Below are 26,874 nucleotides of genomic sequence, written 5' to 3' on the forward strand. Positions count from 1 at the left end.
ACATTTCACGGGATTCGACGTTGCCGGCCATGGTCAAAAAGCAATCCAACGACAACGGTTCATACTTCGAATTCGACGTCATGCGCGAAGCGTTCAGGCGCTGGGTCGACGAGGATAAGGTTCCTGAAGATCAATGGCGGCCGCGCGCGACGAAGCTGGTGCGTATCATGACCGGGGACGATTACGTCGACCCCAACATAGTCGAATGGATTATGCGTAAAAAACCCCAGCGCTGAGGGGGATCGGCGCTGGGGCTCTGTGGGCATGTACGCTGTACCGGCATGGCCGAACATCAGCCTGCGCTAATATCGTAAACGAGTGGTAAATCGCTTCCCCCAAAAGCGCATCGCGCTGAAACGGTTTCAATCGACGCGTTTTAAGCCATTGTTTTGATGCGTCTCGTCACCCAACCGCGGTGCACCTTTGGGCGACATGCATTAAGGCCGTGAAGGCCTCGGCTGTACGAGGTTTCCATCGACCGCGTTTGGCAAATGCGGATGTGTAGTCGCTTTGATCGATCCCGTTGTGATCGCGTCGGCGGGCGGGAGAACCACCATCTGTCCCTTGTGGTGGTCTGGCCAAATCGGCTGCGTGGCGACAAGGAAAACGGCCCCGAGAATACATGCCAGCAACAGGGCGGCGAACAGGTTTGCAATGATTTCGCCAAGCTGCATGCGGGCACTTTCCTGACAAAGAAACACCCGCCGCTTCGCAGGTCGCGGCGGGTGTTTTCTTCTTGCAATCGCAACTGACGATGAAGGGACGATGCTCGCCAGTCTGAGATTCAAATGGAATAGCTGACGGTTTGTTTCAGCCGATGGACCATTGCGCAGCAACATCCGACTTCGGTCGGAATCGAAGGTCGAGGGGGCCGAGAAAGAAGGGCTGCCGACAGCCCGGACCAGCGGATGAACGCGGTATCTTGCCGATGAAACGCCTTGCCAAAATCAGCTAACCGGCCCGGCCGGAGATGGGCAGCATCCACGGTCTCAGCATCATGTGTTTGATGAGGGCCGCCTGATGTTGCGGTGGGCGGCGCGCTTTAGAACTGATCGAGCATGCGAGCCCTGCCTGTCGGCAGGACCGGCAGTTCGCTAAGAGCTGATCGGCGCCGGCAGCCTATTCCGTCCTGATCCGCATTTCGACGCGGCGGTTGACCGGGTCGTAGGGATTGGCGACACGCGGGTGCGACTTGCCAAGGCCGATCGCTTCGAGCCGTGCCGATTCAACGCCGTTCGCTTCGAGGAAGGCGGCCACCGATTGCGCCCTTCGCTGCGACAGGTCCTGGTTGTAGCGATCGGGCCCGGTCGCGTCGGTGTGGCCTTCGACGACGAAGCTGAACGTGCTCAGCCGATTGTCTTTCAGCGCCTTGGCGAACTCGTCCAGCTCCTTGCGCGCGGTCTGGTCGAGCTGGGCCGAGTCCAGGGCAAAATTGATCATCATGTCGAGCCCGGCCTTCTGGGGCGGCGCTTCGTTCTTTTCGGCCTTGCTCTTGCATTCTTCCTCCGTGCCGACGCAGATGCCGCGCGACGCGCCGAGGTTGCTCTGGCCGGCGAAGAATTTTACGATGTCTTCGGATTTCTGAAGCGGATCGGCGTAAACGTGCGTTGAAAAAAGCACGACCGCCAATGCCAAGGCTGAGCTGCCCCACCGCATGACCGTCACTCCTGTTTGAACGGGCCTGTTTGAACGGGTTTTTGCTGGCGCGACTATATCAAATCTTGAAACGATTGTCTGTGAACAAGCGCACGTTGCGAATGGCTGCGGCCTGTTAGAGGTTAAGGCTTGACCGCCGCTTAGCCGCGGGTTTCAGTGCTATTTGTGCCGGTGCTCGGGGTGTGGCAGCGATGGCCAATGAACTCGGATACAGAACGGCGAGGGATTTGTTTCTTGCCTGTCCCGCGATCGCCCGGGACATGAAATCGCCAGCCGCCGCCCAACCCCCGTTGGAGTTCTGCCGCGCCTTGCTCGCCGGGCGGGTGCCGGAGGAAGCCGTCACGTTCTGCGCCTACCTTCTGCCCGAGCGCGCCGCGGTCTGGTGGGGACATGAATGTCTGAGCAATGTCGCCGAGTTCCTTGCCGAAAGGGATCTCGAATTGCTCGCTCTCGTCAATGACTGGGTGGGCGAGCCCGGCAATCCCCGCCATCGGGCAGCGCTCAGCAGCGCCGTCGGTCCGTCGCCAGCGACGCCGGCTGCATGGATCGCCCTGTCTGCGGCGTGGCGTGACCCGACCTTCGATATGCTGTCGACGGGATTTCCTGCCGCCCACGCCGTCAATGCCGGGATCCTGGCGGGGCTGGCCCGCGTCTCGACCGCGGACCGCTTTGGCGTGCTTTCCGCCTTCGTCGAAATGGGCATCCAGATGGTGGAGATGGAGGCGCAACGCCAATCGGTCGACGCGTATTAGGGCGGGCTTACAGGCCGCCGCCGAAGCCTGAGAGGCGAGCTCGACCGCCTGGGCGCGCCGTTCGACGACCGCCTTGTTCGCCTCGGGAGACCCGTCGGAATCGGCGAACGCAGCGGGCGTTACCACCCGCCGCCGCCACCGCCGCCGCTGCCACCCAGCGGCGCAATCACGGGCGCGGTTTCGGTCGTGACCGGTTTGACCAGCTTCTTGGCGGCAACCTTCTTCTGCTGGACCACCTTAACTTTGGGCTCGGTCGTCGTCTGAACGGCCTTCGTACGATATTTCGTCGTTGGCGCCGGCTCGACCGTAGGCGCCACGGTCGTGCACCCTGCAACCGCGAACGATAGGAATGTTGCGATGACCGCCTGCTTCAATGCCCTGCCCACCACTGCCTCCTTCTTGATCAAAACAGGTCCCGACGCGGATTGGCTTGCTCCCAGACGGCCCTGGCCGTCTTGATCAGTTGGTCGTCGACCGAGCCGCCCGCCGGGATCTTCGATTTGAGTTCCGAGCGCAGTTGCTTCAACGCGGCCGACTTCGGCTTCACGCCAAACTGCGCCAACGTCTTGCGCGCGCCCGGCAACTCGTTGCGGAGATCAAGCCCTGCGGCAAACGCCAGATACCGGACGGCTATGGCCTGATCGGATTTGTCGCCTTTCTGCATTTCGATGGCCGCGCGGTCGTATGCCGCCGAGTAGTCGCCGCGGTCCGTCGCCAGTTCGAACAGCCTCTGCGCCTCAGCAAGGTTCCGGTCCACGCCCTCACCGTCCCTGTACATGCGCGCCAAGCTGCCGGGCGCATAAGGCTGGCCGAGCTCCATCGCCTTCTGGAACAGCGCCTGCGCCTGCTTGGTATCCTTCTCGACGCCGCGTCCGCTGAGATAATTGCGTCCGAGAATGTTCATCGAATACATATCCTGGCGCTCCACGCCAGCCTTCAGGAAAGCGACAGCGCGCGCCGGGTCGGCGGGCACGCCGTTGCGGCCTTCGGTGAAGATCGCGGCGAGATCGTTCATGGCGTAGGTGTGTCCCATGGCCGCTGCTTTCAGCAGCAGGTCCAAGCCCTTGCCGGTATGGCGCTGGACGCCGAGACCGTTGAACAGGGCACGTCCCCAGGCGGTCATTCCATAGGGGTCCCCTTTGTCGGACGCCTTCGCATAGAAGCCATTTGCCTTCTTGGGGTCCACGGCCGTTCCTATGCCGGACGAGGCGATATAGCCGAGCTCGAACACCGCGCGGACATGACCCTTGTCGGCAGCCTCCTCGATCGCCTTCTTCGCCTCGTCAACTTTGCCGGCGGCAAGCAACGCGCGGCCGAGTTCGTAGTGGAAGCGGGCGACATCGGGATAGGCCTTCACCGCCGCTCGGCAGGCCTCCACCGCGCCTGCGCCGATCTCGTTCGGCAACAGACCAGGGACGACGCCCTGCAGGTCCAAGGGTTCGCCTGCTTGCGTGTCGCACGGGTCGACACTCGGCGAAAGCTTCATCGTCGCCGGCTTCGACGGCGTGTTGTCAGCCGTGACCTCGAAGCCGACGATCAACGGTTTTGCAGCGCCTATCTGCGGTTCGTAGCGCAGTTGATCGACTTCATCGGCCATTAGGCTCGATTGGGGCGACAAGGTCCGATCCGGCAGGGACAGCGTCCCGGTTGCCGGATAATTCGCGAGCTTCACGCTGACGCCCGGATCCTTGGTCGGGACATCCAGCTTCAGCGGCACGGGGCCGACACCGACCGGAACCTTGACGTCGCGGTTCTCGATCGCCTCGGCGGCGCCGGCGATGTGGATGCCGCGCTCCACCACCTCCTGCTTCTGCTCGGACTCCAGCGAGGCCACGAGTTGCTTGCCCGCGGCGCCATCGCCATTCTTGACCCGGAACACCAGTATGCCCTGCGATCCGCCGCCCCACTCGTCATGCGCGGCATAGGCCAGCATATCGACCTGGTCCTCGGCGTCGGCGCCCTTCGGCACATCCATCGCGAGTCGCGGCAGATCCTTGCCCTCTATCGGCTCGCCCGTTGCGACCGGCTTGCCGTCCAGGATCAGACGCCCCAGTGCCGGCGGTCTTTCGATGCTGATGGTGACCGCGCCGCCGTCGACATCGACCGGCACCGGCAGGTCGAGCGCGACCGGTCCGACGCCCGACGGCACGGTCTTTTCCAGCACTGGCGGCAAAGCCGGCCGGTTGGCGCGGCGCATCAGCACCACCTCGTCGATCAGCGAGGAATTCTCCCACGGAACCTGCGCGCCCTTGGTGGCCTCGACCACGTCTCGGCGCACGGCCGCCATCACCGAGCGTATCTCCTGGTTCGGCGCCAGCGCGCGGCGGGAGAAGGCGGATGAAAACGGACTGAGATCGCCGGACCCGTCATAGGCGACGGCGCCGGGCTCCGTGGCGAAGGCGATCAGCGTGTTCAGCGAACTTTTCACCTGCGCTAGGCCGGTGCCGCCGGCCGCGATCAATTGGTCGCGCAGCCAGTAATCCTTGCGCGGGAACGGGTTGTTGCGGCAGGCATCGAGGATGATGACCTGGATCTTCGATTTGGCGCGTAATTGCTGAAGGACGTCATCCAGCTTGACCGCCTGGACCTCGATGTCGGCCGCGTCCTTGAGCGACGCGTCGACCGGGATCAGGAAATTCTCGCCGCCGATCTGAAAGCCGTGGCCCGAATAATAGACAACCGCCAGATCGGCGCCGTCGGCCGCCGCGAGATAATTGCGGAACTCCTTCTCGAACTGGAGCTTGGTGAGGTCCTTGGCGACGAACACATCGAAGCCGGCCAGCCGGAACGTGTTCGACACGTCTTCGGCATCCTTGTCGGGATTCTTCAGGGCCGGGATTTCGCGGTATTCGGAATTGCCGATGACAAGGGCAACCCTTCGATCGGCGTGCGCCTGCACAGTCGTGAGGCCCACGAGGATCAAGGCTGCAATCAGCGCGCAGCATCGCAGCATGGCAAAATCCCTAACTGCTATCATCCTGTCGGCCACAAGAACGCAGCTTGCGGCATCGTGGTCTGTTAAAGACTTCACAATCTGCCACGACGGCAAGGCGACGCGCCGCCGATGGCAAGGCAGATCGCATATCCAATAAACTGCTAAAATAACTCAGAGGCCCGGTCGCCGCAATGACCTGGGCAAGCGCATCGCTGCCGTTCGGCGCAGGATCGCCATCAGCGAGCCATGCCGGCCCTGGCAAGCATCCAGCTCACCGGCCATTGCCTCCGCGCCGCACTCCGCGTTTATTAAAAGCGCCGAATGCAACTGCCGAGAACCGGATGCTGATAGAGACGAAGCTCCAGCCGCCTTATTTGCGCGACGTCCTGGTGCGCAGGCCTCGGCTGCTGCGCACCCTGGACACTGCGACCGCGGGAAAGCTGACTGTGGTGACCTCGCCTGCCGGCTTCGGCAAATCGACCCTGCTCTCGCAGTGGGCGACCGGGATATCCGGCGGCATAGCCCAGGTCGCGTGGCTATCGATCGACCGGCTCGACAACGATCTCGCCCGCTTCCTCAAATATCTCGCCGCCGCCTTCCACCGCGTCGACCCGGACATTGCCGCCAACGCGGAATCGCTGATCGACTCCAGCCCGGTGACGCCGGTCGATTCCATCCTCACCGCCATCATCAACCAATTGTCGCGGCGCACCGCGCCGATCTACCTCGTCCTCGACGACGCGCACCTGATCGTCTCCGGCGAGATCGCCGCCTGCATCAACATGCTGGTCGCCTATGCGCCGCCGGCTTTGCGCATCGTGCTCGCAACCCGCGGCGAGCTGCCGCTCGAGCTCGCCCATATGAAGATGAAGGGGCATGTCGTCAGCCTCGGCGACAGCGACCTGCGCTTTTCGCTCGAGGAGACCGAGGATTATCTTGCCAATGTCTGCGGCCTCGACCTCGCCATCTCGGCCGTTGTGGCGCTCCACCACAAGACCGAAGGCTGGCCGGCCGGGCTGCAGCTTGCCGCTTTGGCGTTGGCGCATGAGGGATCGAGAGAAGCCTTCATCGCCGAATTTTCCGGCAGCCAGCGCGACGTGGCGATGTTCCTGACCCATGACGTGCTCGCCCGGCAGGCGCCCGAAATCCAGGATTTCCTGCTCAGGACCTCGATCCTCGACCGCTTCTGCCTTGGCCTCGTCGAGGCGGTTTGTCCCGGACGAGACTGCGCCGCGGCGCTGGCAGCCATCGAGCACTCAAATCTTTTCCTGATCGCGCTCGATTCCACGGGACAATGGTTCCGCTATCACCACCTATTCTCGGAATTCCTGCGCAACAGGCTGGATGCGTGGGGGCCGGAGGCACGCAGAGAGCTGCATCGCGCCGCCGCCGCCTGGCTGGCGGCCCGGGGCCATATCTCCGACGCGGTCGACCATGCGCTTGCAAGCGGCGATGCCGACCATGCCGCGCGCCTTGTCGAGGAATGCGCCATGCCGCTCACCATGCAGGGTCACATTCCCAGGCTGACGGAGTGGCTGAACCAGCTTCCCCCCGAGCTGATCGCCGTCCGCCCTCGCCTGCTCCTGGCGCGTGTCTGGGCACAGTTCCACATGAGCAGGCCGCGCCAGGCGGTTCGTATCCTCAAACAGGCCAAAACCCTGGTCGGGCAGCTTTCCGAGCGCGGCGAGATCGACCGTGCGACCACCCGCTCGCTGAAGGCCGAGCTGCAGACGCTGACGGCCGGCGTCATCAGCGCCACCGACCGCTCCCGCACCGCGACTCGCGTCGCCTCGCGCTGGCTGGCGGACTTTCCCGAAGACGAGCCTTTCGCGCGCGGCACGCTCGCCAATATCTGCGCCTTCAGCCACTATTCGCTTGGCGAGCTGGACGCCGCGCGCCTGCGCAGCCTCGCGGCGCGCGACCATCACGCCGCCGCCAATTCCGTCTTCGGCATCGTCTATTGCGACCTCTTGCTGGGACTGGTCGAGATTTCCGCCGGCAATCTCGCCGAGGCGCACCAATTGCTCGACCGTGCCTGCCGGCTCGCCCGCGAGCGCCTGGGGTCCGGTTCCTACGCGGAGGCGATGACGGCGATCTTCCACGTCGAGCTCGCCTATGAATGGAACGACCTGCAGGGCGCAGAGCGCATTCTGCACCAGCACCGGCAGATCATCGAGGAATGCGGACTGGTCGTGCACGAGATGGCCTGCAAGCTGCATCTGGCGCGACTCTCCGCCGCGCATGGCCGACACGACGAGGCCATCGTCTTCCTCGAACGCGCCGAACGGCTGGGCATCGAGAAGCGTTACCGCCGGCTGACGGCAGCCGCGCTGAACGAGCGGGTGCGGCTGCTTCTGTCGCGCGGCGACGTCCACGCCGCCCGGCTGGCGCTGCGCTCGCGCGGCATCGAGCCTTCGGCTGAAAGCCGGCCCGCGCCGATCCATCCGCTCGACGAATACGCCCATATCGGCGCCGCGCGCGTTCTGATCGCCGAAGGTCATCCGGCCAAGGCCATTGCCGTGCTGGACCGTATTGCCGAACGCATGCGCCGCGACGGCCGCCTGCGGGGCTTCATGCAGGTCCGCGCACTTGTCGCGATCGCCGCGCACAGCGCGGGCGAAACTCTGCTGGCACTGGCAGCAGCAGTCGATGTCGTCACCCTGGCGCTGCCGCAGAACGCATTGCGCTCGCTGATCGATGAGGGCCTGCCGATGCGCGAGGTGCTCGAATTCGCCCGCTCACGAATTCCGGCCTGGTCGCGCAATTCCAGCACGGCCACTTTTGTCGACACGCTTCTGCGCGAACTGAGCAAGGCCGCGCCCGAACGCGCGCGTCCGATCGCAATCGCCGGGAGGAAGCAAATCCTGAGCAGCAAGGAAACCGATGTCGCCGCCCTGCTTCTGCGCGCCTACACCAATCGTCAGTTGGCCGAAACGCTGTCGATGGCGCCCGACACGGTGAAATGGCACTTGAAGAACATCTTCGGCAAGCTCGGCGTCTCAAGCCGGACGGAGGCCGTCCTCAAGCTGAAGGAAATCGGGCTCGACGCCGCCACCGAGCGGCAATTGGCGGGCTAACCACCCGAATGGGTGGGCTTAAAAAACCACCCATTACCCGAAGGTGTCGGGACAGCGCTCATGCAGCGGGCCATCATCCGGCCGAAATATGCTGGGTGGGAGCCGCATGGCGACTGGTTTCGTTTTCCACGAACTTTATCTTTGGCACAACACCTGGAACTGGGCCCAGGTCTTTCCGCCGAGCCTGACGGTCCAGCCCGGCACCCATGCCGAAAATCCCGAGACCAAGCGTCGCCTGCGCAACCTTCTGGAAGTGAGCGGCATCCTCGACCATCTGATCGCCATCAAGCCGCGGCGCGCCACCGTCGAGGAACTGTCGCGGGTCCACACGCCGGCGCATATCGCCAAGATCAGGGAGATCAGCGACCGCGGGTACGGCGACGCCAGTTCTCTGACGCCGCTCGGCGCCGGCAGCTATGAGATCGCGCTCCTGGCGGCCGGCGGCGCCATCAAGGCCATCGAAGCCGTCATCACGGGCCAGGTGGACAACGCCTATGCGCTGATCCGCCCGCCCGGCCATCACGCCACCTCCGATATCGGCATGGGCTTCTGCCTGTTCTCGAATGCCGCCATCGCCATCCGGCATGCGCAGCAACTGCACGGGCTGACCCGCATCGCGACCGTCGACTGGGACGTGCATCACGGGAACGGCACACAGGCGATCTTCTACGACGATCCGAGCGTGCTTTCGATCTCGCTGCATCAGGACAATCTGTTCCCGGCCAATTCCGGCGCGATCGCCGAGAATGGCGAGGGCAAGGGCAAGGGTTTCAACATCAACGTCCCGCTGCCGCCGGGGTCCGGTCCCGGCGCCTACGCCGCGGCGTTCGAGCGCGTGGTGATCCCGGCGCTGACGCGCTTCAAACCGGAGCTGATCGTGGTGCCTTCGGGCTTCGACGCTTCCGGCGTCGATCCGATGGGCCGCATGCTGATGAATTCCAGCGGCTACCGCAGACTGGCGCGCATGCTGCTCGACGCGGCGCGCGAGCTGTGCGGCGGCCGGCTGGTGATGACGCATGAGGGCGGCTACTCCGAAATGCACGTGCCCTATTGCGGCCTTGCCGTGATCGAGGAGCTTTGCGGGCACCGCACGGGCGTCGAGGACCCCTGGGACCAACTGATGGGACAATGGGGCGGGATGTCGGCGCAGCCGCACCAAACGGCGATCATCGACCAGGCGGCCGAACTGGTCAAAAACATAAGCTGACAAAAACTCACAAGGGGAATTGAGATGAAGCGCAGTTCGAAACTCACTCGGCCGAATGTGATTGCCGGCTCGCGCCGCAATTTCCTGATCAAGGGCGGACTTGCGACCGCCGCGACGCTGACCGGCATGCCGGCCATGCTCTTTGCGATGAACAACGAGGCGCGCGCCGAAGGCGATCCCATCCCGGTCGGTCAGTGCGGCCCGACCACCGACTTCGCCGCGCCCGACGGCATCGAGTTCAAGAACGGCCTGACGCTCGCCTGCGAGGAGATCAACGCGCTGGGCGGCATCCTGGGCCGGCCGCTGGAACCTTCCTTCGAAGACACCGCGCAGATGGGCGACGCCACCAACGTGCAGGCGGCCCAGCGCCTCGTCGACCGGCATGGCGTGCATGCCATCCTCAACGGCTACAATATCGGCTCGGGTGCCGCGATCCAGGAGGTCGCCGCCGACAACGGCATCATCTACGTCCATTACGACACCACGATCGGCCACAACAATTTGGTGAAGTCGAACCCGGACCGCTACTGGGGCTCCTTCCAGGGCGATCCCGCCGAATACTGGTATGGTCCCGGCTTCCTGAAGTTCCTGCAGCAATTGGAGGAAAACGGCGAGTGGAAGCGCAAGAACAACAAGATGGCGGTGATCCTGTCGGCCGGCGTCTATGCCTCCAACATCGCCAACGCCGTCAAGGAACAGGCCAAGAGCTACGGCTGGGACATCAACCTGTTCGAGACCGTCAGCGTGCCCGCTTCCGAATGGGGACCGACGCTCGCCAAGATCCGCCAGGATCCGCCGGCGGTGATCTGCATCACCCACTTCCTGCCCGCCGATCTCGGACAGTTCGCGCTGCAGTTCGCCTCGAACCCGACGCCGAGCCTGGTCTACATGCAATATGGCCCGTCGATCCCGGCCTTCCGCGACATCGCCAAGCAGGCGGCCAACGGCATCATCTACGCAACCGTCGTCGGCGCGCTGCAGGACGAGATCGGCACCGCCTTCGAGAAGCGCTACAAGGCGAAGTTCGGCCCGAACGCCGGCCACAATTCCGGCGCGCAGCCCTATGACGGCGCCTATGTCTGGGCGACCGCGGCGGCACTTTCCGGCGGCACGGGCGAACCCGGCAACAACGACCAGAACCGCAAGGTTGCGGCCCGGATGAGCGCGATGATATGGCGCGGCGTCACCGGCACGACCCGCTTCATGCCGCTCGAGAACGCCGCCTACACCTATCCGACCCAGGTCAACGATCCATCTCTCGGCATGCCGCATCAGTTCCTGCAGATCCAGGACTACACCAAGGGACCCGGCCTGATCGCGCCGGCGCCATACGGCACGACCAAGTTCATGATGCCGCCATGGATCAAGGCCTAGCCGTATGACGGGAGACGCCGCCGCGACGCCATTGCTGTCGTGCAGGCATGTCGGCAAGTCCTTCGGCGCGCTCGCGGCAGTCCGCGATCTGTCCTTCGATGTCGGGGCTGGAGAAATCCTCGGCATCGGCGGACCGAACGGCGCCGGCAAGACGACGCTGTTTGAGGTGATATCGGGCCTGAACCCGGCCACCAGAGGCGCGATCGTGCTCGACGGCGAGGACATCACGGGGCATGCGCCCGAGCAGATCTGCCATGCCGGCGTTGCCCGCACCTTCCAGCTCAACGCCGGCTTCGACAGCATGACCGCGCGCGAGAACGTGCTGGTCGGCGCTTATTTCGGCCGGAGCAACCGGGCCGTGCCGACGCTGCGCGCCGGCCGCGCCGCGCATGAGGCCGCCGATTCCGCGCTCGAGATGCTCGGCATCGCAGACCGCGCCGACAAGGTTACCGGCAAGCTGCCGGTGCTCGACCGCAAGCTCTTGATGATGGCGAGCGCCATGGCGACGAAGCCGAAGCTGCTTCTGATGGACGAGCCGGTCGGCGGCCTCACGGCCCGCGAGGTCGACCGTGTGATGGATGCCGTGCGCGCCATCAAGGCGGCGGGCGTCACCATCATCCTCATCGAGCATGTGATGCGCTTCCTTGTGCGCCTCTCCGACCGCATCATGATCATGCATCATGGCGAAAAGATCTTCGAAGGCCTGCCGACAAAGCTCCTCGACGACCGCACCGTCGTCGAAGTCTATCTCGGCCAGGGCGCCTCCGAGCGGCTGCGCTCCTTCATGGAAAACACGCATGGCTGAAGCGGCGCTCGAGATCGTCGACGCCAGCGCCGGCTATGCCGGCCGCATGGTGCTCGACGCCATCACATTGTCGGCAAGGAAGGGCGAACTCACCGCCATTGTCGGCCCCAACGGCCATGGCAAGAGCACCCTGCTCAAGGCGATTTCCGGACTGGTCCCGGTGACGTCGGGCGAGATCCGCCTCGACGGCTCGCGCATCGACCGCCTGCGCCCAGACCAGATCGTCGAACGCGGCGTCATCCAGGTTCCGCAGGGCGATCTGCTCTTTCCGGCGATGACCGTGCACGAGAACCTTTTGATGGGCGCCTATGCCAACAGCGGCGGATTGGCCGAGCGGCTCGACTTCGTTTTTGCGCTTTTGCCCAAGCTGAAGGAGCGCCGCAACCAGACCGCCGGCACGCTTTCGGGCGGCGAACGCCGCATGTGCGGCATCGGCCGCGGCCTGATGGCGGGCGGCAAGGTGCTGATGCTCGACGAGCCCTCGCTCGGACTGGCGCCGATCGTCATCGAGCAGATCTACGAGGTCATCTTCAACCTCAGACGCGAGGGCCGCACCATCCTTCTGGTCGAGGAGAATGCCGAGCGGATCGCCGAGGATGCCGACATGATCCACCTGCTCGACAATGGCCGCATCGCCTGGTCGGGCCTGGGCGCGGAACTGATGGCGCGCCCAGAAATCGTCGAAACCTATCTCGGAGTGTGAGCGATGGACGTCCTGATCCAGATCGTCGCTTCCGGCCTGACGCTCGGCGCCATGTACGCGGTCGCCACCATCGGCCTCTCGCTGGTCTACGGCTCGCTCAACATGCTCAACATGGCGCATGGCGCCATCCTGACGCTGGGCGGCTATATCTGCTACGCGGTGATCGTCCACGCCGGCCTCAATCCTGCGCTGGCGCTTCTCGCCGCAGCATTCGTCTGCGCGCTGGTCGGGCTGCTGATCTATTTCAGCGCGGCCCTGCCGCTGCTCAGGGCCGAGAATTTCGAGACCAACATCTTCATCGCAACGATCGGCATCGGCAGCGTCATCGAGAATTTGATGCTAAAGGGTTTTGGACCCTATCCGATCCCGCAGCCGCTCGCGGTCGGCGGCCAGGTCGTCATCGGCAATGTGCACATTCCGCTGCAGAACGTCTTCATCCTCGGCGTCGCCATCGTGCTGATGGTGGGGGTCGCGATCCTCCTGCAGCGCACAAGCGCCGGCCGCGCCATCCGCGCCACCTCGATGAACCGCGAGGCGGCGCAGCTTATGGGCGTCAGGGTCGGCCGGGTTTACGCGCAGGTGCTGGCGCTCTCCGGCGCGCTCGCCGCCGTTTCCGGCATCATGATCAGCTCGATCGCCACGCTGACGCCGGTGATGGGCGGCGACCCGATGCTGAAAGCCTTTATCGTCTGCGTGGTCGCGGGGCTCGGCAATGTCTACGGCGCCGTGATCGCGGCGATCGCGCTCGGCCTGCTCGAAGCGGCTACCCAGTATGTGCTCGGGGTGCGCTGGAGCTTCGCCACTTTGCTGCTTCTGGTGATCCTCGTGCTCATCTGGCGGCCCTACGGCCTGTTCGGCAAACAGCAGGTGGTGCGCCTATGACGTCCATCCGCCGCGATGTCCTGATCGGCCTTGTCTGCCTGGCTCTCGCTATCGCGCTGCCGGTCGCCATGCCCGGGCGCTACGTCATCACGCAGTCGACGCTGTTCTTCATCTGGGCGATCGTCGTGGTGCAGTGGAACCTCGTGCTCGGCATAGGCGGCATCTTCTCCCTGGCACAGATGGCGCTGTTCGCCACCGGCGCCTATGCCGCCGCGATGCTGGGTTTCTACTGGAAGGTGCCCATGCTTGCCGCCATCCTGATGGCCGGCGTGATCACCGTCGCGGTAGGCATGCTGATCGGCCTCGCATGCCTGCGCCTGCGCGGCCCTTACGTGGCGCTGCTAACGCTGGCGATCGCGCAGGTCATGTATCTGCTTATCGTCAACGACACCGACTGCTTCACCACCGCCGGCGGCTGCATGCCGCTGTTCGGCGGCGTGCGGGGCATCGGCCAGTTCGGCGACATCGGCCTGCGCGCGCTGTTCCCGTCGAAATGGTACATCGCCCACTATTATGTCGGGCTGGCGCTGCTGGCTGTTGCGGTGACGATCTCGATCGTCGTCATCAGGGGACCGCTGGGCCTGGCCTTCCGGGCGTTGCGCGACAATCCGGGCTACGCCATGTCGCGCGGGATCAGCCGCTTCAAATATCAGCTCTGGATCTTCGCCGTCTCCGCCTTCTTCACCGGCATCGCGGGCGGCTTCTATGCAGTGCATTTCCGCGTCGTCGGCCCGACGGTGTTTTCCTTCTCGACGCTGCTGTTCCTGATCGCCATGATCGTTGTCGGCGGCCTCGGCTCGATATGGGGCCCCCTGCTCGGGGCCGCCGTGCTGATGTTGGCCGACGAAGGCATGCGGGAATTGTCCGACTACCGCAACATCGGCCTTGGGCTGCTGCTTGCGGTCTTCGTCATCGCATGGCCGAACGGGCTGAACGGCTGGCTGCAAAGGAGCCGAGCTAGCCGCAATTGACGACAGTCGCGGCGGCGCCTGAAGCCGAATAAAGTATCCCCGGCCGCTGACCGCGCCGGCCTCTTTCCTGGGTTCAGGCGCCGCTCCACATCGCGTCCGGCACCACCACCAGCTTGCCGACGAAGTCCTTGCCCATGAAGTCGGTCTGGGCGCGGTGGAAATCCGACAATTTGTAGACGCCGCCAACCAGCGGCCTGATCTTCTTTTCCTCGATGTAGCGCACGATGCGGCGGAAATCCGCCCGCGTGCCCTGGCTTGAGCCGTGGAGCTGCAGCTGCTTCAGATACATGGTGCGGAGGTCCAGCTGCACGACCGGGCCGGCAATGGCGCCGGCCGTGGTGTAGCGACCTTCGGGCCGCAGGATGCGCAAGAGGTCATTGAAGATGGCGCCGCCAACCAAGTCGGCCACCACATCGATGGGCTGGCCATTCGTCGCTTCGTTGACGGCGGTGAGCAGGTCGGCCACGCCGCGCGTGATCACCTTCTCGGCGCCGATGTCGAGCACGGCCTGTTCCTTGCCCTTGCCGACGACGGCGTAGGAGATGGCGCCCCGCGCCCTTGCCAGTTGCACGATGCCGGAGCCGACACCGCCGGAGGCGCCAGTGACCAGCACACGCTCGCCGGCCTTCAGCGCCGCGCGCTCCAGCATCTGCTCGCCGGTGAGATAGGCGCAGCAGAAGGTGGCGAGCTCGACATCGCTCAGATCGGTATCGACGACATGCGCGTTCTCGGCCGGCAGCGCCTGGTATTCAGCATAACCGCCGTCGCGGCCGTGGCCCATATAGTCGATATCGGCCAGCGAATCGTCGTCACGGTTGTAGATCGAGAAATCGACCATGACGCGCTCGCCGATGCGGTTCGCAGGCACGCCGCCGCCGACGGCGACGATCGTGCCCACCGTGTCGGTGCCCTGGATGCGTGGAAAGGTCAGAGTGTTGCCCTGCCGGCGCCAGGTCGATACCGCCCCGGCATCTTCCTCCGTGCCATACGCGCCCTGACGCACCCAGACATCGGTGTTGTTCATGCCGCAGGCGCTGACCTTGACCAGCACCTCGCCGGCGGCCGGCGCAGGTACTTTCACATCTGTGCGGTAGACGAGTTTCTCCAGGCCGCCATGGCCGATGAGCTGCACGGCGGCCATCCTGGCGGGAACGGTGGGATAGGACTTCATAGATGTTACTTCCAACTGTGCAGGTTGGCGCTGCCCTCACCCTTACCCTCTCCCCGTGAAGACGGGGGGAGAGGGGTCGCCAACGCCGGAGCTTGTCCCTTCTCCCCGCCCTTTACGGGGAGAAGGTGCCGGCAGGCGAATGAGGGGCAGCGCCAACGACCAAAAATCAGAGAGCTGAGAGCACGCCGTTCACCGCGTCGGCGGTCTTGGCGACGACGATGTCGGCTTCCTCGCGCGTCAGGCAGAGCGGCGGCGCGAAACCGAGGATGTCGCCCTGCGGCATGGCGCGGCCTATGACGCCGCTTGCCGCTAGCGCGGTGGCGATCTGCGGCCCGACCTTCAGCGCCGGATCGAAGAAGACCCGGTCGTCGCGGTCCTTGACGAACTCGATTGCGGCCAGCATGCCGTCGCCACGCACCTCGCCGACATTCCGGTGGCCGCCCACGGCCTTGGCGAGCTCGGCGCGGAAGTAAGCGCCGGTCTCGCCGGCGTTCCGCACCAGGTCCATCTCGTCGATCAGTTCGAGATTGGCTACACCCGCGGCAACGCAGATCGGATGCGCCGAATAGGTCCAGCCATGGCCAAGCGAGCCCAGCTTGTCGGAGCCCTTGACCAGCACCTGCCAGACCTTGTCGGAGACGATGACGCCGGAGAGCGGCGCATAGGCCGAGGTCAGGCCCTTGGCGATGGTGATCAGGTCCGGCTTGATGCCGTAATGGTCCGAGCCAAACATGGTGCCGAGACGACCGAAGCCGGTCACCACCTCGTCGGCGACGAGCAGCACGTCATATTTGTTGAGCACACCTTGAATCTTCTCCCAATAGCCGGCCGGCGGCGGCACGATGCCGCCGGTGCCGAGGATCGGCTCGCCGATGAAGGCCGCGACCGTGTCCGGGCCCTCGGCAAGGATCATCTCTTCCAGCTTATCGGCGCAATATTGCGAGAACTGCTCCTCGCTCATCGAGCGGTCGGCGCGGCGGAAATAATAGGGCGCCTCGGTGTGCAGGATCGGCGCGCGCGGCAGGTCGAAGGCGTTGTGGAACAGCTCGAGCCCGGTCAGCGACCCGGTCATGATGCCGGACCCATGATAGCCGCGCCAGCGCGAGATGATCTTCTTCTTTTCCGGCCGTCCGAGGACGTTGTTGTAGTACCAGATCAGCTTGATGTTGGTCTCGTTGGCGTCGGAGCCGGAGAGGCCGAAATAGACGCGGCTCATGCCCGTCGGCGCTCGATCGATGATCATCTTGGCAAGCGTAACCGAGGCCTCGGTGCCATGCCCGACATAGGCGTGGTAGTAGGCGAGGTTCCTGGCCTGCTCGGCGATGGCGTCGGCGATCTTCTGACGGCCGTAGCCGACATTGACGCAATAGAGGCCGGCGAAGGCATCGATGCTCTTCTTGCCGGTGTTGTCCCAGATGGTGACGCCTTCGCCGCCGGCCATGATGCGGGCCGGCGATTCACCGCGCGCGTGCGTGCCCATATGCGTCGAGGGATGGAAGAAATGGTCGCGATCCCAGGCCGAGAGTTCGTTGGACTGTTCGAGCATTTTTGACTCCTGACGAGAATGAGGCCTGCGTAGCTTAGGCTACGTCGAGGCAAAGGTATTTGAGGTCTGTAAAAGCTTCGAGGCCGTGGCGAGAGCCTTCGCGGCCGATGCCGGATTGCTTGACGCCGCCGAAGGGGATCGGCGCGCCGGTGATCTTGACCCGGTTGATCGCGACCATGCCGTATTCCAAGGCGCGGCCCATGCGCGCCTGGCGCGCGCCGTTTTCGGTGACGACATAGGCGACCAGGCCGTATTCCGTGGCATTGGCGCGGGCGACGACTTCCGCCTCTTCGTCGAACGGCGTCACAGCCGCGACAGGGCCGAAGGTTTCTTCGCGCATGATCAGCGCTTCGTCCGGCACATCGGCGAGCAGCGTCGGCTGGTAGAACAACGGACCGGCCGCATGACGCTTGCCGCCGGTCAGGCAGCGCGCGCCGTGGGAGAGCGCATCGGCGACTTGCTCCTCGACCTTCTTGACCGCGCGCTCATGCATCAGCGGCCCGATATCGGCGTCTGCGGATAGGCCGTTGCCGATGCGGAGCTGATCAATGCGGCGCGCGAAAGCGGCGCAGAAGCGATCATAGATCGGCCGCTGCACATAGATGCGGTTGGCGGCGAGGCAATCCTGTCCGGAGGTGGCGAATTTGGCATCGAGCGCGATCGTCACCGCCTTGTCGATCTCGGCGTCGTCGAACACGATCAACGGCGCATGGCCGCCGAGTTCCATCACCAGCCGCTTCATAGTCGGCGCACTCTGCGCGGCGATCAGCCGGCCGACCTCGGTCGAGCCGGTGAAGCTCATGGCTCGGACCCTGGCGTCGGCGCACATCGCGCCAACGATGGTGCGCGCATCACCCGTGACGACGTTGAAGACGCCCGCCGGCAGCCCGGCACGCTCGCCGAGTTCCGCCAGCGCCAGGGCCGACAGCGGCGTTTCCGAAGACGGATGCGCAACCACCGTGCAGCCCGCAGCCAAAGCTGCGGCCGCCTTGCGGGTCAGCATGGCCGACGGAAAATTCCAGGGCGTAACGACGCCGACCACGCCGAGCGGCTCGCGGCGCACCGACATCTCGGCATTCGGCAGGTGGCTGATGACGCTTTCGGCGTTGAGGCGTTTCGCTTCCTCGGAATACCACTCGACAAAGGACGCGGCGTAGTCGATCTCGCCAAGCGATTCTTTCAACGGCTTGCCCTGCTCGAGCGTCATCAGCAGCGCCAGATCCTCCTTGGCGGCGATGATCAGATCGAACCATTTTCGCAGGATTTTCGAGCGTTCCTGCGGCAGCGCCGAGCGCCAAGCGGGAAACGCACGGGATGCAGCGTTGATCGCCTTTGTCGTCTGCCCGGCATCGAGCGCGGCGACAAAGGCGATGGTAGCGCCGGTCGCCGGATCGGTAACCTCAAAACTTGCCGCCGCTTCGCTCGCCGTCCAGTGGCCGTCGACATAGGCGAGCGCGCGCAGCAGCCGGCGATCGGCGAGGCGGTCGAGCGCGTCATGGTGGTTGGTACGTGCAAAATGCGCGGACATCAGTCGGGTCTCCCGGAACCGAGGCGATACGGAGAGACTAGTCGCGCGATCGAGACAAAGAGGCTGTTTCGACAAAGTGACAGAGAGACATTATCTCTATTGCCCGGACGCCGCAGACAATCTCTCTACCTCAGGATTGCTCCGGCAGCAGATCGGCCACCGGCAGCACGGTCTCGTCCTTGACCGTCTTGGTGACGATGTAGGTGAAGTAGCGGTCGATGCCGATCTCGCGCTCAAGCAGGCCGTCGACCAGCCGCTGATAGGCGTCGATGTCGCGCGCCATTACTTTCAGCACGTAGTCGACGCCGCCGCCCACCGACCAGCAGGCAACGATCTCCGGGATATCGCGCACCACTCGCTCGAAACGGTCGAAGTCAGCCTGGCGGTGGTTGGCCAGGGTCACCTCCATCAGCACCGTCGCCACCGGCGCGATAATGCGCATGGCGATCGCGGCGTGATAGCCGGAGACGATGCCGGCTTTCTCCAGCTTGCGCAGCCGCATCCAGCACGGCGTCGGCGACAGGCCGACCTTCTCGGCCAGGGCCAGCTTGGTGATGCGCCCGTCGCGCTGGATGGCGTCGAGAATCCTGAGGTCGATCGGGTCGAGTTTCGCTGACGCCATGCGGGATCCGCCTTTCGTTGCGGACACCATGACGGTGCATTATTTCGATTGTCAATTGCACTGATTTCGATCTCTAATAAGTCATGACATTATGGCAGCCAGATCCTGCTCTCATCCGTCGGCCGGCCTATCTCTCGCTGGCCGACCAGTTCGCGCGCGCCATCCACGATGGGCGGCTGGCCAACGGCACGCGGCTGCCGACGCATCGCCGGCTGGCGGACGATCTGAAGCTTTCGGTGCAGACCGTCAGCCGCGCCTATGAGGAGTTGATCCGCCGGGGAATGATTTCCGGCGAGGTCGGCCGCGGCAGTTTCGTGCAGACGCAGCGTCGCGAGCCCGAACCGCCCTATATCCCGGAGCGGCTGGGTGAGGTCATCGACCTCTCGATCCTGAAGCCGGTCTGCGAGCCGATGCATCTGGAGAAACTGAAGCAGGCGCTGGGGTGGCTGGCCGAGAACCTGCCGTCGAGCTCGGCGCTGTCGTTCCGGCCCAACATGGTATTTCCGCGCCACCGCGCGGTCGCGGTCGAATGGCTGAAGCTTTGCGGACTCGAGGCGTCGCCGCAGAATATCAGCCTCACCAACGGCGCCACCGCCGGCATGACGGTGGCGCTGATGAGCGTGGCGCCGCCCGGCTCGACGGTCGCCACCGAGGCGATCGGCCACCACACGCTGATCCCGCTCGCCCGCTATCTCGGCTTCAACCTCGAGGGTCTGCCGATCGACGGCAACGGGCTGGTCCCCGAAGCGCTCGACGAGGCCTGCCGTCTCTCGGACATCCGCGCCGTCTTCGTCCAGCCCTCGGTGATCAACCCGACGGCGACGTTGATGGACGCCACAAGGCGCGAACAGATCGCGGCGGTTGCGCGCAAGCACGATATCGCCATCATCGAGAACGACGTGCTCGGGCCGCTGGTCGAAGGCCGGCCGCCGGCCGTCGCCGCCTTCGCGCCGGAGCGGACGCTCTATGTCACCTCCTTCACCAAAATCGTCGTGCCCGGCCTGCGCATCGGCTATCTCGCGGTACCGGACCGCTATGTCGCGGCTGTCGCCAACCGCCACCTCGTCTCGAACTGGATGGCGACCCCGATGGTGGCGGAGATCGCGACGCGCTGGGTGAATGACGGCACGGCTGTTGAGCTGGTCAAGTGGCAGCGCGGCGCGCTGAGGCGCCGGCAGGAGATTGCCGCCGAAATGCTGGCCGGCGTCGACTATCGCTGTCACCGCGACGGGCTGCATCTCTGGCTCGAACTGCCGGGCGGCCGTGCGGAGGAGAGCTTCGTCGCCCAGGCGCGCCTGCGCGGGGTGGCGATCGCGCCGGGCACCTCGTTCCGCATCGCCGACACGCCCTGGCATCCGGCCGTGCGCATCTCGCTCGGATCGACCACCGAGGGGGAACTGCGGGCGGGCCTGAGCGTTGTCGCCAAACTGTTGCTCGGCGATCCGGAGCATCTCCTGCTCGCCATCTGATGCACAAAGGAAGCTCAGATTGCCCTGAAATCGTGCCGCGCCGGAAATATTGTCATGATATTATTTTCCCAATTGACATGATTTGGCACGTTTCGCATCGTTAAGGGGATAGACTTCTCCAGAACGGGGACATGGATTGCCCGCGCCCATCATCAAGGTTGATGCGATTTCGAAGAGCTTCGGCGCCTTCAAGGTGCTGGACGGCCTGTCGATGCAGGTCATGCCTGGCGAGAAGCTGGCGCTGATCGGTCCGTCCGGTTCAGGCAAGACGACGATCCTGCGCATCCTGATGACGCTGGAGAAGATCGACGGCGGCCATATCCAGGTCGACGGCGAGCAGCTCTACCACTTGGAGCGCAATGGCCAGTTGCTGCCGGCCGACGAGCGGCATCTGGCCAGGATGCGCCAGAAGATCGGCATGGTTTTCCAGCTGTTCAATCTCTTCCCGCACAAATGCGTCATGGACAATGTGACTTTAGCGCCAATGCTGACCAAGGGCGTCGCGCGCGCCGCCGCCGAGAAGCGGGCGATGGAACTGCTCGACATGGTCGGACTTGCGGACAAGGCGAAGGCGATGCCGGCGCAGCTCTCCGGCGGCCAGAAGCAGCGCGTGGCGATCGCAAGGGCACTGGCGCTGTCGCCCAAGATCATGCTCTTCGACGAGGTCACCTCGGCGCTCGACCCCGAGCTCGTCGAGGAAGTGCTCAACGTCATGCGCAAGCTCGCCGCCGAGACCGACATGACAATGCTTCTGGTCACCCATGAGATGGGCTTCGCCCACGACTTCGCCGACCGCGTGCTGTTCTTCGACCGCGGCAGGATCGTCGAGGAAGGCAAGCCCGATGAGATTTTCCGCCATCCCAAACAGGAAAGAACGCAGAGCTTCCTGAAGAAGATCATCGCGGCCGGACATCGCGTCTGACCGCAATGCGGGCGGCGTAAGCCGTCCACGGGCGGCCAAAGGCTGTCCCGAACCAGGCAAACCAAGAAGACAAACAAGGAGTTGGGAACGATGAAGAAACTTGGCATTCTGGCTGGCGTCCCCGGCCTCGCGATCACCGCGATGTTGCTCGCCCCCGGCGCGCGGTCGGCGGATGACGCCAAGCTGGAGCAGCTCAAGCAGCAGGGCTTCGCCCGCGTCGCCATCGCCAACGAACCGCCCTACACGGCGGTCGCGGCCGACGGCAAGGTATCGGGCGCGGCTCCCGACGTGGCGCGCGAGATCTTCAAGCGTCTCGGCGTCAACGACATCGTCGCTTCCATCTCCGAATACGGGGCGATGATCCCCGGCCTGCAGGCTGGCCGCTTCGACGTCGTCACCGCGGGCTTGTTCATGAAGCCAGAGCGCTGCGCGGCGGTCGCCTATTCCGAGCCGGTGCTTTGCGATGCCGAAGCGATGCTGGTGAAGAAGGGCAACCCGAAAGGCTTCAAGAGCTACGAGGACATCGCCAAGGACAGCTCCGCCACGGTCGGCGCGCCGGGCGGCGGCACCGAGGAGAAGCTGGCGCTCAATGCCGGCGTGCCGCGCGATCGCGTCATCGTCGTGCCAGACGGCCAGAGCGGCCTGAAGATGGTGCAGGACGGCCGTATCGACGCCTATTCGCTGCCTGTGCTCTCGATCAACGACCTGGTGAAGAAGGCCAACGACCCGAACCTCGAAGTGATCGCGCCGGTGCAGGGCGCGCCGGTCTATTGCGATGGCGCGGCCTTCAAGAAAGGCGACGAGGCGCTGCGCGACGCCTATGACGTCGAGCTCGCCAAGATGAAGAAGTCCGGCGAGTTCGCCAAGATCATCGAGCCCTACGGCTTCTCCGCCAAGGCGGCGATGTCGACAACGCGCGAGAAGCTCTGCGCGGCGAAGTAGTGCTCCTTTGCTTTCTCCCCGGTTGCGGGGAGAAGGTGGCTCGAAGAGCCGGATGAGGGGCGGCGCCAAGTTCTGCAAGGCTGGCTCCGCCCCTCATCTGCCTACGGCATCTTCTCCCCGTGAACGGGGAGAAGGGGCTGTCACGGCGACCTCGCACAAACGCAAACGTTGGAAACTTCTAGTTTTATGACCCAGTGGTCCGGCTATCTCGGCCTGATATTGCAGGGAGCGCTTGTCACCATCGAGCTGACGCTGATGGGGTCGGTGCTTGCGCTGATCATGGCCTTCCTTGCCGGCATGGGGCGCGTGTCGCGCTTCTTCATCATCCGCGCGTTGGCGACGACCTACATCGAATTCTTCCGCGGCACCTCGATCTTCGTGCAGTTGTTCTGGGCCTATTTCGTGCTGCCCTTCGCCGGCCTGTCGCTGACGCCGCTGCAGGCCGGCGTGCTGGCGCTGGGCTTGAATGTCGGCGCCTATGCGGCGGAAGTCGTGCGCGGTGCCATCCTGTCGGTCGGCCGCGAGCAATATGAGGCCTGCACGGCGCTCAATCTCGGCCGCTGGCAAGGCATGCGCCACGTCATCCTGCCGCAGGCGCTTCTGGTCATGCTGCCGACCTTCGGCAACAACGCGATCGAGCTGCTCAAGGCGACGTCGGTCGTTTCGCTGATCTCGCTCGCCGATCTCACCTTCCAGGCGCAGGTGGTGCGCTCGCAGACGGGCAGCACGCTGATGCCCTTCCTCTCCGTTCTCGTCATCTATTTCGCGCTGGCGCTGGTCATCTCCTGGGGCATTCGCACGCTGGAGCGCCGCATGGCGCGCGGCCTCGACGGAGTGCGCGTCTGATGGAATGGGATTGGAATTTCGTCTGGGAGATTATGCCGACCCTGATCCAGGGGGTGAAGATCACCATCCTGGCGACGGTGCTCGGCTCGATCCTGGCGGCGATCGTGGGGCTTGGGATCGCGCTGGCGCGTCGATCGGAGAACCGGATCGTCGCGCGCAGCGTCGGCTGGTTCGCCGAGTTCATCCGAGGCACGCCGCTCCTGGTGCAGCTCTATTTCATCTTCTACGTGCTGCCCGATATCGGCATCCTGCTGCCGCCGCTGGTGGCGGGCGTCATCGGGCTCGGCCTGCATTACGGCACCTACACTGCCGAAGTCTACCGCGCCGGCATCGACAATGTGCCGCGCGGTCAGTGGGAAGCTGCCAAGGCCTGTAATCTGGGCGGCCGCCACACCTGGACGCATATCATCCTGCCGCAGGCGATCCCGCCGATGATCCCGGCCCTGGCCAACTATTTCATCGCCATGTTCAAGGAGACGCCGCTGCTGTCGGCGATTACCGTGCTGGAGCTGATGAACCAGGCCAAGAGCGTCGCCAACACCTACTACCGCTACATCGAGCCGATGACACTGGTCGGCGCCTTTTTCCTCGTCATCAGCCTCTGCTCCGTCGTGCTGTTGCGCTGGCTGGAGCATCGCTACGGCAGGATCGAAAGATGAAGTCATGAAAGCATTGCCCGACATCGGCCTCGAAACGGTGCGCCCCACGCTGGACTCGCGTCCGCTGGAGAAGCGCGTCGGCCTGATTGCTTTAGCCACCGACCACACCAGCGAGGTGGACTTCCGCCGCATGGTGGCGAGCGAGCGGATCGGCGTCTATGTCGCGCGCATTCCCTACGCCAACCCGACGACGCCGGAGAATCTGCGCAAGATGCAGCCGTCGCTTTCGGCGGGCGCGGGGCTCATCCTGCCGGACGAGCCGCTCGATGCCGTCTGTTATTCCTGCACGTCTGCCTCGGTGGTGATCGGCGACGCCGAGATCGAGCAGGCGATCCAGGCGGCCAAGCCCGGCGTCCCGGTGGTCACGCCGCCGATGGCCGGCGTGCGCGGCCTGAACGCCTTCGGGGTGAAGCGCATCAGCATTCTGACCCCCTACACCGTCGAGACCAGCCGGCCGATGGCCACCTATTTCGCGGCGCATGGCTTCGACATCCAGAGCTTCTCCTGCCTCGGTTTCGAGGACGACCGCGAGATGGCGCGCATCACGCCGGCGTCCCTGGTCGAGCTGGCACGCAAGGTCACGCATCCGCAGGCCGACGCGCTGTTCGTCTCATGCACCGCGCTGCGCGCCGCGCTCGCGGTTCCAGCTATGGAAGAGGCGATCGGACGTCCGGTCGTCACCAGCAACCAGGCCAGCGCCTGGAACTGCCTGCGGCTCTGCGGCGACGAGACGCCCCGACCCGAGTTCGGCCGGCTGTGGACGAAGCCGCTGGCCCAGTGAACGAGCGCCCGTGATCGAAATGATTGTTGAGCTTCAGCATATTCGCGCGGCGCGCGAACGCATTGCCGGCAAGGTCGAGCGGACACCCATGGTGCTGTCGCAAAGACTCTCGGACCGCGCGGGCCGTCCTGTTCATCTCAAGCTGGAGCATCACCAAACCACTGGCGCGTTCAAGCTGCGCGGCGCGTCCAATGCGATCGCAGCATTGAGCGCGGAAGAAAAATCGCGCGGCGTCGTCGCCGCCTCGACCGGCAATCACGGCCGCGCTCTGGCGCATGCGGCGAAGCTCGAAGGCATCCGCGCGGTGATCTGCATGTCGAGGCTGGTGCCGGAAAACAAGCTCGACGCCATCCGTCGCCTCGGCGCGGATATCCGCATCGTCGGCAACAGCCAGGACGACGCCCAGCAGGAAGTCGATAGGCTGGTGGCACAAGAAGGGCTGGTCATGCTGCCGCCCTTCGACCATCCCGATATCGTTGCCGGGCAAGGCACGCTCGGGCTGGAAATCATGGAGCAGGTTCCGGAGGCGGCAAGCGTGCTGGTGCCGCTCTCCGGCGGCGGGCTGGCGGCCGGTGTTGCGGCGGCGGTCAAAGGCGTGAGCCCGCGCACCAAAATCGTCGGCATCTCGATGGCGCGCGGTGCTGCGATGAAGGCCAGCCTCGACGCCGGCCGGCCGGTGCAGGTCGAGGAACTGCCGACACTGGCGGATTCGCTCGGCGGCGGCATCGGGCTCGACAACCGGCTGACCTTTGCCATGTGCCGGGGACTGCTCGACGACGTCGTCCTGCTTGCCGAGGAGGAGATCGCGGCCGGCATCCGCCATGCGTATGGAGTGGAGCGCGAGATCGTCGAAGGCGCCGGTGCCGTCGGCATTGGCGCGCTGCTTGCCGGCAGGGTCAAAGTGAGCGGCACCACTGTTCTCATCCTCTCCGGCAAAAACATCGACATGGGCCTGCACCGCCGCATCGTCTGCGGCGAGACAATCGCGGAGCGCGCAGCATGAGCCGCATAACCATCCTCACCGACGCGGAGCTTCGCAAGATCGTGACGCTCGACCTGGACGCCGTCGCCTGCGTCGAGAACGCTTTTCGCGCCTTGGCCACGCTGCCGGTGGCAATGCCGCCGATTCTGCGGCTCGACATTCCCGAACATCGCGGCGAGGTCGACGTGAAGTCCGCCTATGTGCCCGGCATAGACGGCTTCGCCGTCAAGATAAGCTCCGGTTTCTTCGAGAATCCGACGCTCGGCCTGCCAAGTGGCGGCGGCATGATGGTGTTGCTTTCGGCCAAGACCGGCGTGGTCGAGGCGCTTCTGCTCGACAATGGCTATCTGACCGATATCCGCACGGCCGCCGCCGGCGCGGTCGCGGCCAAGCATTTGTCGCGCCAAGGCTCAAGCGTAGCCGCGATCTTCGGTGCCGGCCTGCAGGCCGGCCTGCAGTTGGAAGCGCTGCGTCTCGTCAGGCCGATCGAGGAGGCGCGCATCTGGGCGCGCGACGCCGCCAAGGCTGAAGCCACCGCCGCGCGCCTGCGCGAGAAGCTCGGTATCCTCGTGCGGGCCGAGCCGGATGCGGCGAACGCGGCAGCGGGCGCCGACATCATCGTCACCACCACGCCGTCGACCGAACCGCTGATCAAGGCCGGTTTCGTGACCGCTGGCCAGCACATCACCGCCATGGGCTCGGATGCCGAGCATAAGAACGAGATTGCGCCGGCAGTCCTGCGCATGGCCGATCTCTATGTCGCCGACAGCGCCAAGCAGACGCAGCGCCTGGGCGAACTCCATCACGCCATCGAGGCGGCGGTCTTCGCCGCCGACGCCGAAGTGACGGAGCTCGGCCAGATCATCGCCGGCAGCAAGCCCGGCCGGCGCTCGGCGAGCGACATCACCATCGCCGATCTCACCGGCACCGGCGTGCAGGACACCGCCATCGCCACTTTGGCTCGCGACCGTGCGCGCGCCGCCAATGCCGGGCTCGCTTTCGAAAGTTGATGCTGGCCGCCAGGCCCAACAAACGAGGACAACA

At 64.7% G+C, this 26,874-nt stretch carries 25 protein-coding genes; 17 read left to right on the plus strand and 8 right to left on the minus strand.

From position 1 onward, the window contains the following. Window positions 1-20 precede the first annotated feature (20 nt). Entirely contained in the window at window positions 21-236 is a 216-nt protein-coding gene (locus LB528_RS08165; protein ID WP_224512827.1) for a hypothetical protein, read from the plus strand. A gap of 201 nt (window positions 237-437) precedes the next feature. Here the strand turns inward: LB528_RS08165 and LB528_RS08170 are convergent, their stop codons facing one another. Together LB528_RS08170 and LB528_RS08175 are read right to left on the minus strand one after the other, a co-directional pair. Further along, window positions 438-839: a hypothetical protein gene (locus tag LB528_RS08170; RefSeq protein WP_224512829.1), complete on the minus strand. Its 402-nt coding sequence runs from the start codon at window positions 837-839 to the stop codon at window positions 438-440. 280 nt (window positions 840-1,119) lie between these two features. Next, complete coding sequence (locus LB528_RS08175) at window positions 1,120-1,656, minus strand: OmpA family protein (RefSeq protein WP_224512831.1); 537 nt, start codon at window positions 1,654-1,656, stop codon at window positions 1,120-1,122. Window positions 1,657-1,847: 191 nt separating this feature from the next. On the opposite strand from LB528_RS08175, the gene LB528_RS08180 reads away from it, so the two are divergent. Then, complete coding sequence (locus LB528_RS08180) at window positions 1,848-2,408, plus strand: DUF6931 family protein (RefSeq protein ID WP_224714468.1); 561 nt, start codon at window positions 1,848-1,850, stop codon at window positions 2,406-2,408. A gap of 119 nt (window positions 2,409-2,527) precedes the next feature. Here the strand turns inward: LB528_RS08180 and LB528_RS08185 are convergent, their stop codons facing one another. Together LB528_RS08185 and LB528_RS08190 are read right to left on the minus strand one after the other, a co-directional pair. Next, window positions 2,528-2,815 (minus strand): hypothetical protein, encoded by a 288-nt coding sequence (locus LB528_RS08185; protein ID WP_224512833.1) that lies wholly within the window; start codon window positions 2,813-2,815, stop codon window positions 2,528-2,530. Next, entirely contained in the window at window positions 2,812-5,361 is a 2,550-nt protein-coding gene (locus tag LB528_RS08190; RefSeq protein WP_224714469.1) for a caspase family protein, read from the minus strand. The genes LB528_RS08185 and LB528_RS08190 overlap by 4 nt, the downstream gene beginning before the upstream one ends. Window positions 5,362-5,684: 323 nt before the next feature. On the opposite strand from LB528_RS08190, the gene LB528_RS08195 reads away from it, so the two are divergent. From LB528_RS08195 to LB528_RS08225, 7 genes are all read left to right on the plus strand, one after another. Further along, window positions 5,685-8,420 (plus strand): LuxR C-terminal-related transcriptional regulator, encoded by a 2,736-nt coding sequence (locus LB528_RS08195; protein ID WP_224714470.1) that lies wholly within the window; start codon window positions 5,685-5,687, stop codon window positions 8,418-8,420. Window positions 8,421-8,526: 106 nt separating this feature from the next. Beyond that, a complete protein-coding gene (locus LB528_RS08200) occupies window positions 8,527-9,627 on the plus strand; it encodes a class II histone deacetylase (protein ID WP_224512838.1) in 1,101 nt (366 codons plus the stop codon). A gap of 24 nt (window positions 9,628-9,651) precedes the next feature. After that, a complete protein-coding gene (locus tag LB528_RS08205) occupies window positions 9,652-11,001 on the plus strand; it encodes an ABC transporter substrate-binding protein (protein WP_224714471.1) in 1,350 nt (449 codons plus the stop codon). 4 nt (window positions 11,002-11,005) lie between these two features. Beyond that, complete coding sequence (locus tag LB528_RS08210; protein ID WP_224714472.1) at window positions 11,006-11,806, plus strand: ABC transporter ATP-binding protein; 801 nt, start codon at window positions 11,006-11,008, stop codon at window positions 11,804-11,806. Beyond that, entirely contained in the window at window positions 11,799-12,509 is a 711-nt protein-coding gene (locus tag LB528_RS08215; RefSeq protein WP_224714473.1) for an ABC transporter ATP-binding protein, read from the plus strand. The genes LB528_RS08210 and LB528_RS08215 overlap by 8 nt, the downstream gene beginning before the upstream one ends. A 3-nt stretch (window positions 12,510-12,512) precedes the next feature. Further along, window positions 12,513-13,391, plus strand: a complete 879-nt coding sequence (locus tag LB528_RS08220; RefSeq protein ID WP_224714474.1) for a branched-chain amino acid ABC transporter permease — start codon at window positions 12,513-12,515, stop codon at window positions 13,389-13,391. Then, the gene (locus tag LB528_RS08225) at window positions 13,388-14,362 is read left to right on the plus strand and encodes a branched-chain amino acid ABC transporter permease (RefSeq protein WP_224714475.1); all 975 of its coding nucleotides are present in this window, start codon (window positions 13,388-13,390) and stop codon (window positions 14,360-14,362) included. The genes LB528_RS08220 and LB528_RS08225 overlap by 4 nt, the downstream gene beginning before the upstream one ends. 73 nt (window positions 14,363-14,435) lie before the next feature. Here LB528_RS08225 and LB528_RS08230 read toward each other — a convergent pair whose 3' ends face one another. From LB528_RS08230 to LB528_RS08245, 4 genes are all read right to left on the minus strand, one after another. After that, entirely contained in the window at window positions 14,436-15,533 is a 1,098-nt protein-coding gene (locus LB528_RS08230; RefSeq protein WP_224714476.1) for an alcohol dehydrogenase family protein, read from the minus strand. 166 nt (window positions 15,534-15,699) lie between these two features. After that, window positions 15,700-17,079, minus strand: a complete 1,380-nt coding sequence (locus LB528_RS08235) for an aspartate aminotransferase family protein (RefSeq protein ID WP_224714477.1) — start codon at window positions 17,077-17,079, stop codon at window positions 15,700-15,702. Between the two features lie 34 nt (window positions 17,080-17,113). After that, on the minus strand, window positions 17,114-18,607 hold the full coding sequence (locus LB528_RS08240) for an NAD-dependent succinate-semialdehyde dehydrogenase (protein ID WP_224714478.1): 1,494 nt from the start codon (window positions 18,605-18,607) through the stop codon (window positions 17,114-17,116). Between the two features lie 130 nt (window positions 18,608-18,737). Beyond that, window positions 18,738-19,229: an Lrp/AsnC family transcriptional regulator gene (locus tag LB528_RS08245; protein WP_224512855.1), complete on the minus strand. Its 492-nt coding sequence runs from the start codon at window positions 19,227-19,229 to the stop codon at window positions 18,738-18,740. Between the two features lie 83 nt (window positions 19,230-19,312). Between LB528_RS08245 and LB528_RS08250 the strand changes: the two genes are divergently transcribed. From LB528_RS08250 to LB528_RS08285, 8 genes are all read left to right on the plus strand, one after another. After that, window positions 19,313-20,698, plus strand: a complete 1,386-nt coding sequence (locus tag LB528_RS08250; RefSeq protein WP_224512857.1) for a PLP-dependent aminotransferase family protein — start codon at window positions 19,313-19,315, stop codon at window positions 20,696-20,698. A 136-nt stretch (window positions 20,699-20,834) separates the two neighbouring features. Beyond that, on the plus strand, window positions 20,835-21,620 hold the full coding sequence (ehuA, locus tag LB528_RS08255) for an ectoine/hydroxyectoine ABC transporter ATP-binding protein EhuA (protein ID WP_263483995.1): 786 nt from the start codon (window positions 20,835-20,837) through the stop codon (window positions 21,618-21,620). 90 nt (window positions 21,621-21,710) lie between these two features. Further along, the gene (gene ehuB / locus LB528_RS08260) at window positions 21,711-22,562 is read left to right on the plus strand and encodes an ectoine/hydroxyectoine ABC transporter substrate-binding protein EhuB (protein ID WP_224714479.1); all 852 of its coding nucleotides are present in this window, start codon (window positions 21,711-21,713) and stop codon (window positions 22,560-22,562) included. A gap of 186 nt (window positions 22,563-22,748) precedes the next feature. Continuing rightward, a complete protein-coding gene (ehuC, locus tag LB528_RS08265) occupies window positions 22,749-23,408 on the plus strand; it encodes an ectoine/hydroxyectoine ABC transporter permease subunit EhuC (RefSeq protein WP_224512861.1) in 660 nt (219 codons plus the stop codon). Further along, window positions 23,408-24,067, plus strand: a complete 660-nt coding sequence (gene ehuD / locus LB528_RS08270; protein ID WP_224512863.1) for an ectoine/hydroxyectoine ABC transporter permease subunit EhuD — start codon at window positions 23,408-23,410, stop codon at window positions 24,065-24,067. Before ehuC ends, ehuD begins: the two co-directional genes overlap by 1 nt. A gap of 4 nt (window positions 24,068-24,071) precedes the next feature. After that, window positions 24,072-24,848, plus strand: coding sequence for an ectoine utilization protein EutA (eutA, locus tag LB528_RS08275; protein WP_224714480.1), 777 nt, complete (start codon window positions 24,072-24,074; stop codon window positions 24,846-24,848). A gap of 19 nt (window positions 24,849-24,867) precedes the next feature. Beyond that, window positions 24,868-25,851, plus strand: coding sequence for a hydroxyectoine utilization dehydratase EutB (eutB, locus tag LB528_RS08280; protein WP_224714541.1), 984 nt, complete (start codon window positions 24,868-24,870; stop codon window positions 25,849-25,851). After that, window positions 25,848-26,840 carry a cyclodeaminase gene (locus LB528_RS08285; RefSeq protein ID WP_224714481.1) on the plus strand — a complete coding sequence of 331 codons (993 nt, stop codon included), beginning with the start codon at window positions 25,848-25,850 and terminating at the stop codon, window positions 26,838-26,840. Before eutB ends, LB528_RS08285 begins: the two co-directional genes overlap by 4 nt. The last annotated feature ends 34 nt before the right edge of the window (window positions 26,841-26,874 follow it).

The organism is Mesorhizobium sp. CA4, assembly GCF_020165075.1.
Taxonomy (GTDB): domain Bacteria; phylum Pseudomonadota; class Alphaproteobacteria; order Rhizobiales; family Rhizobiaceae; genus Mesorhizobium.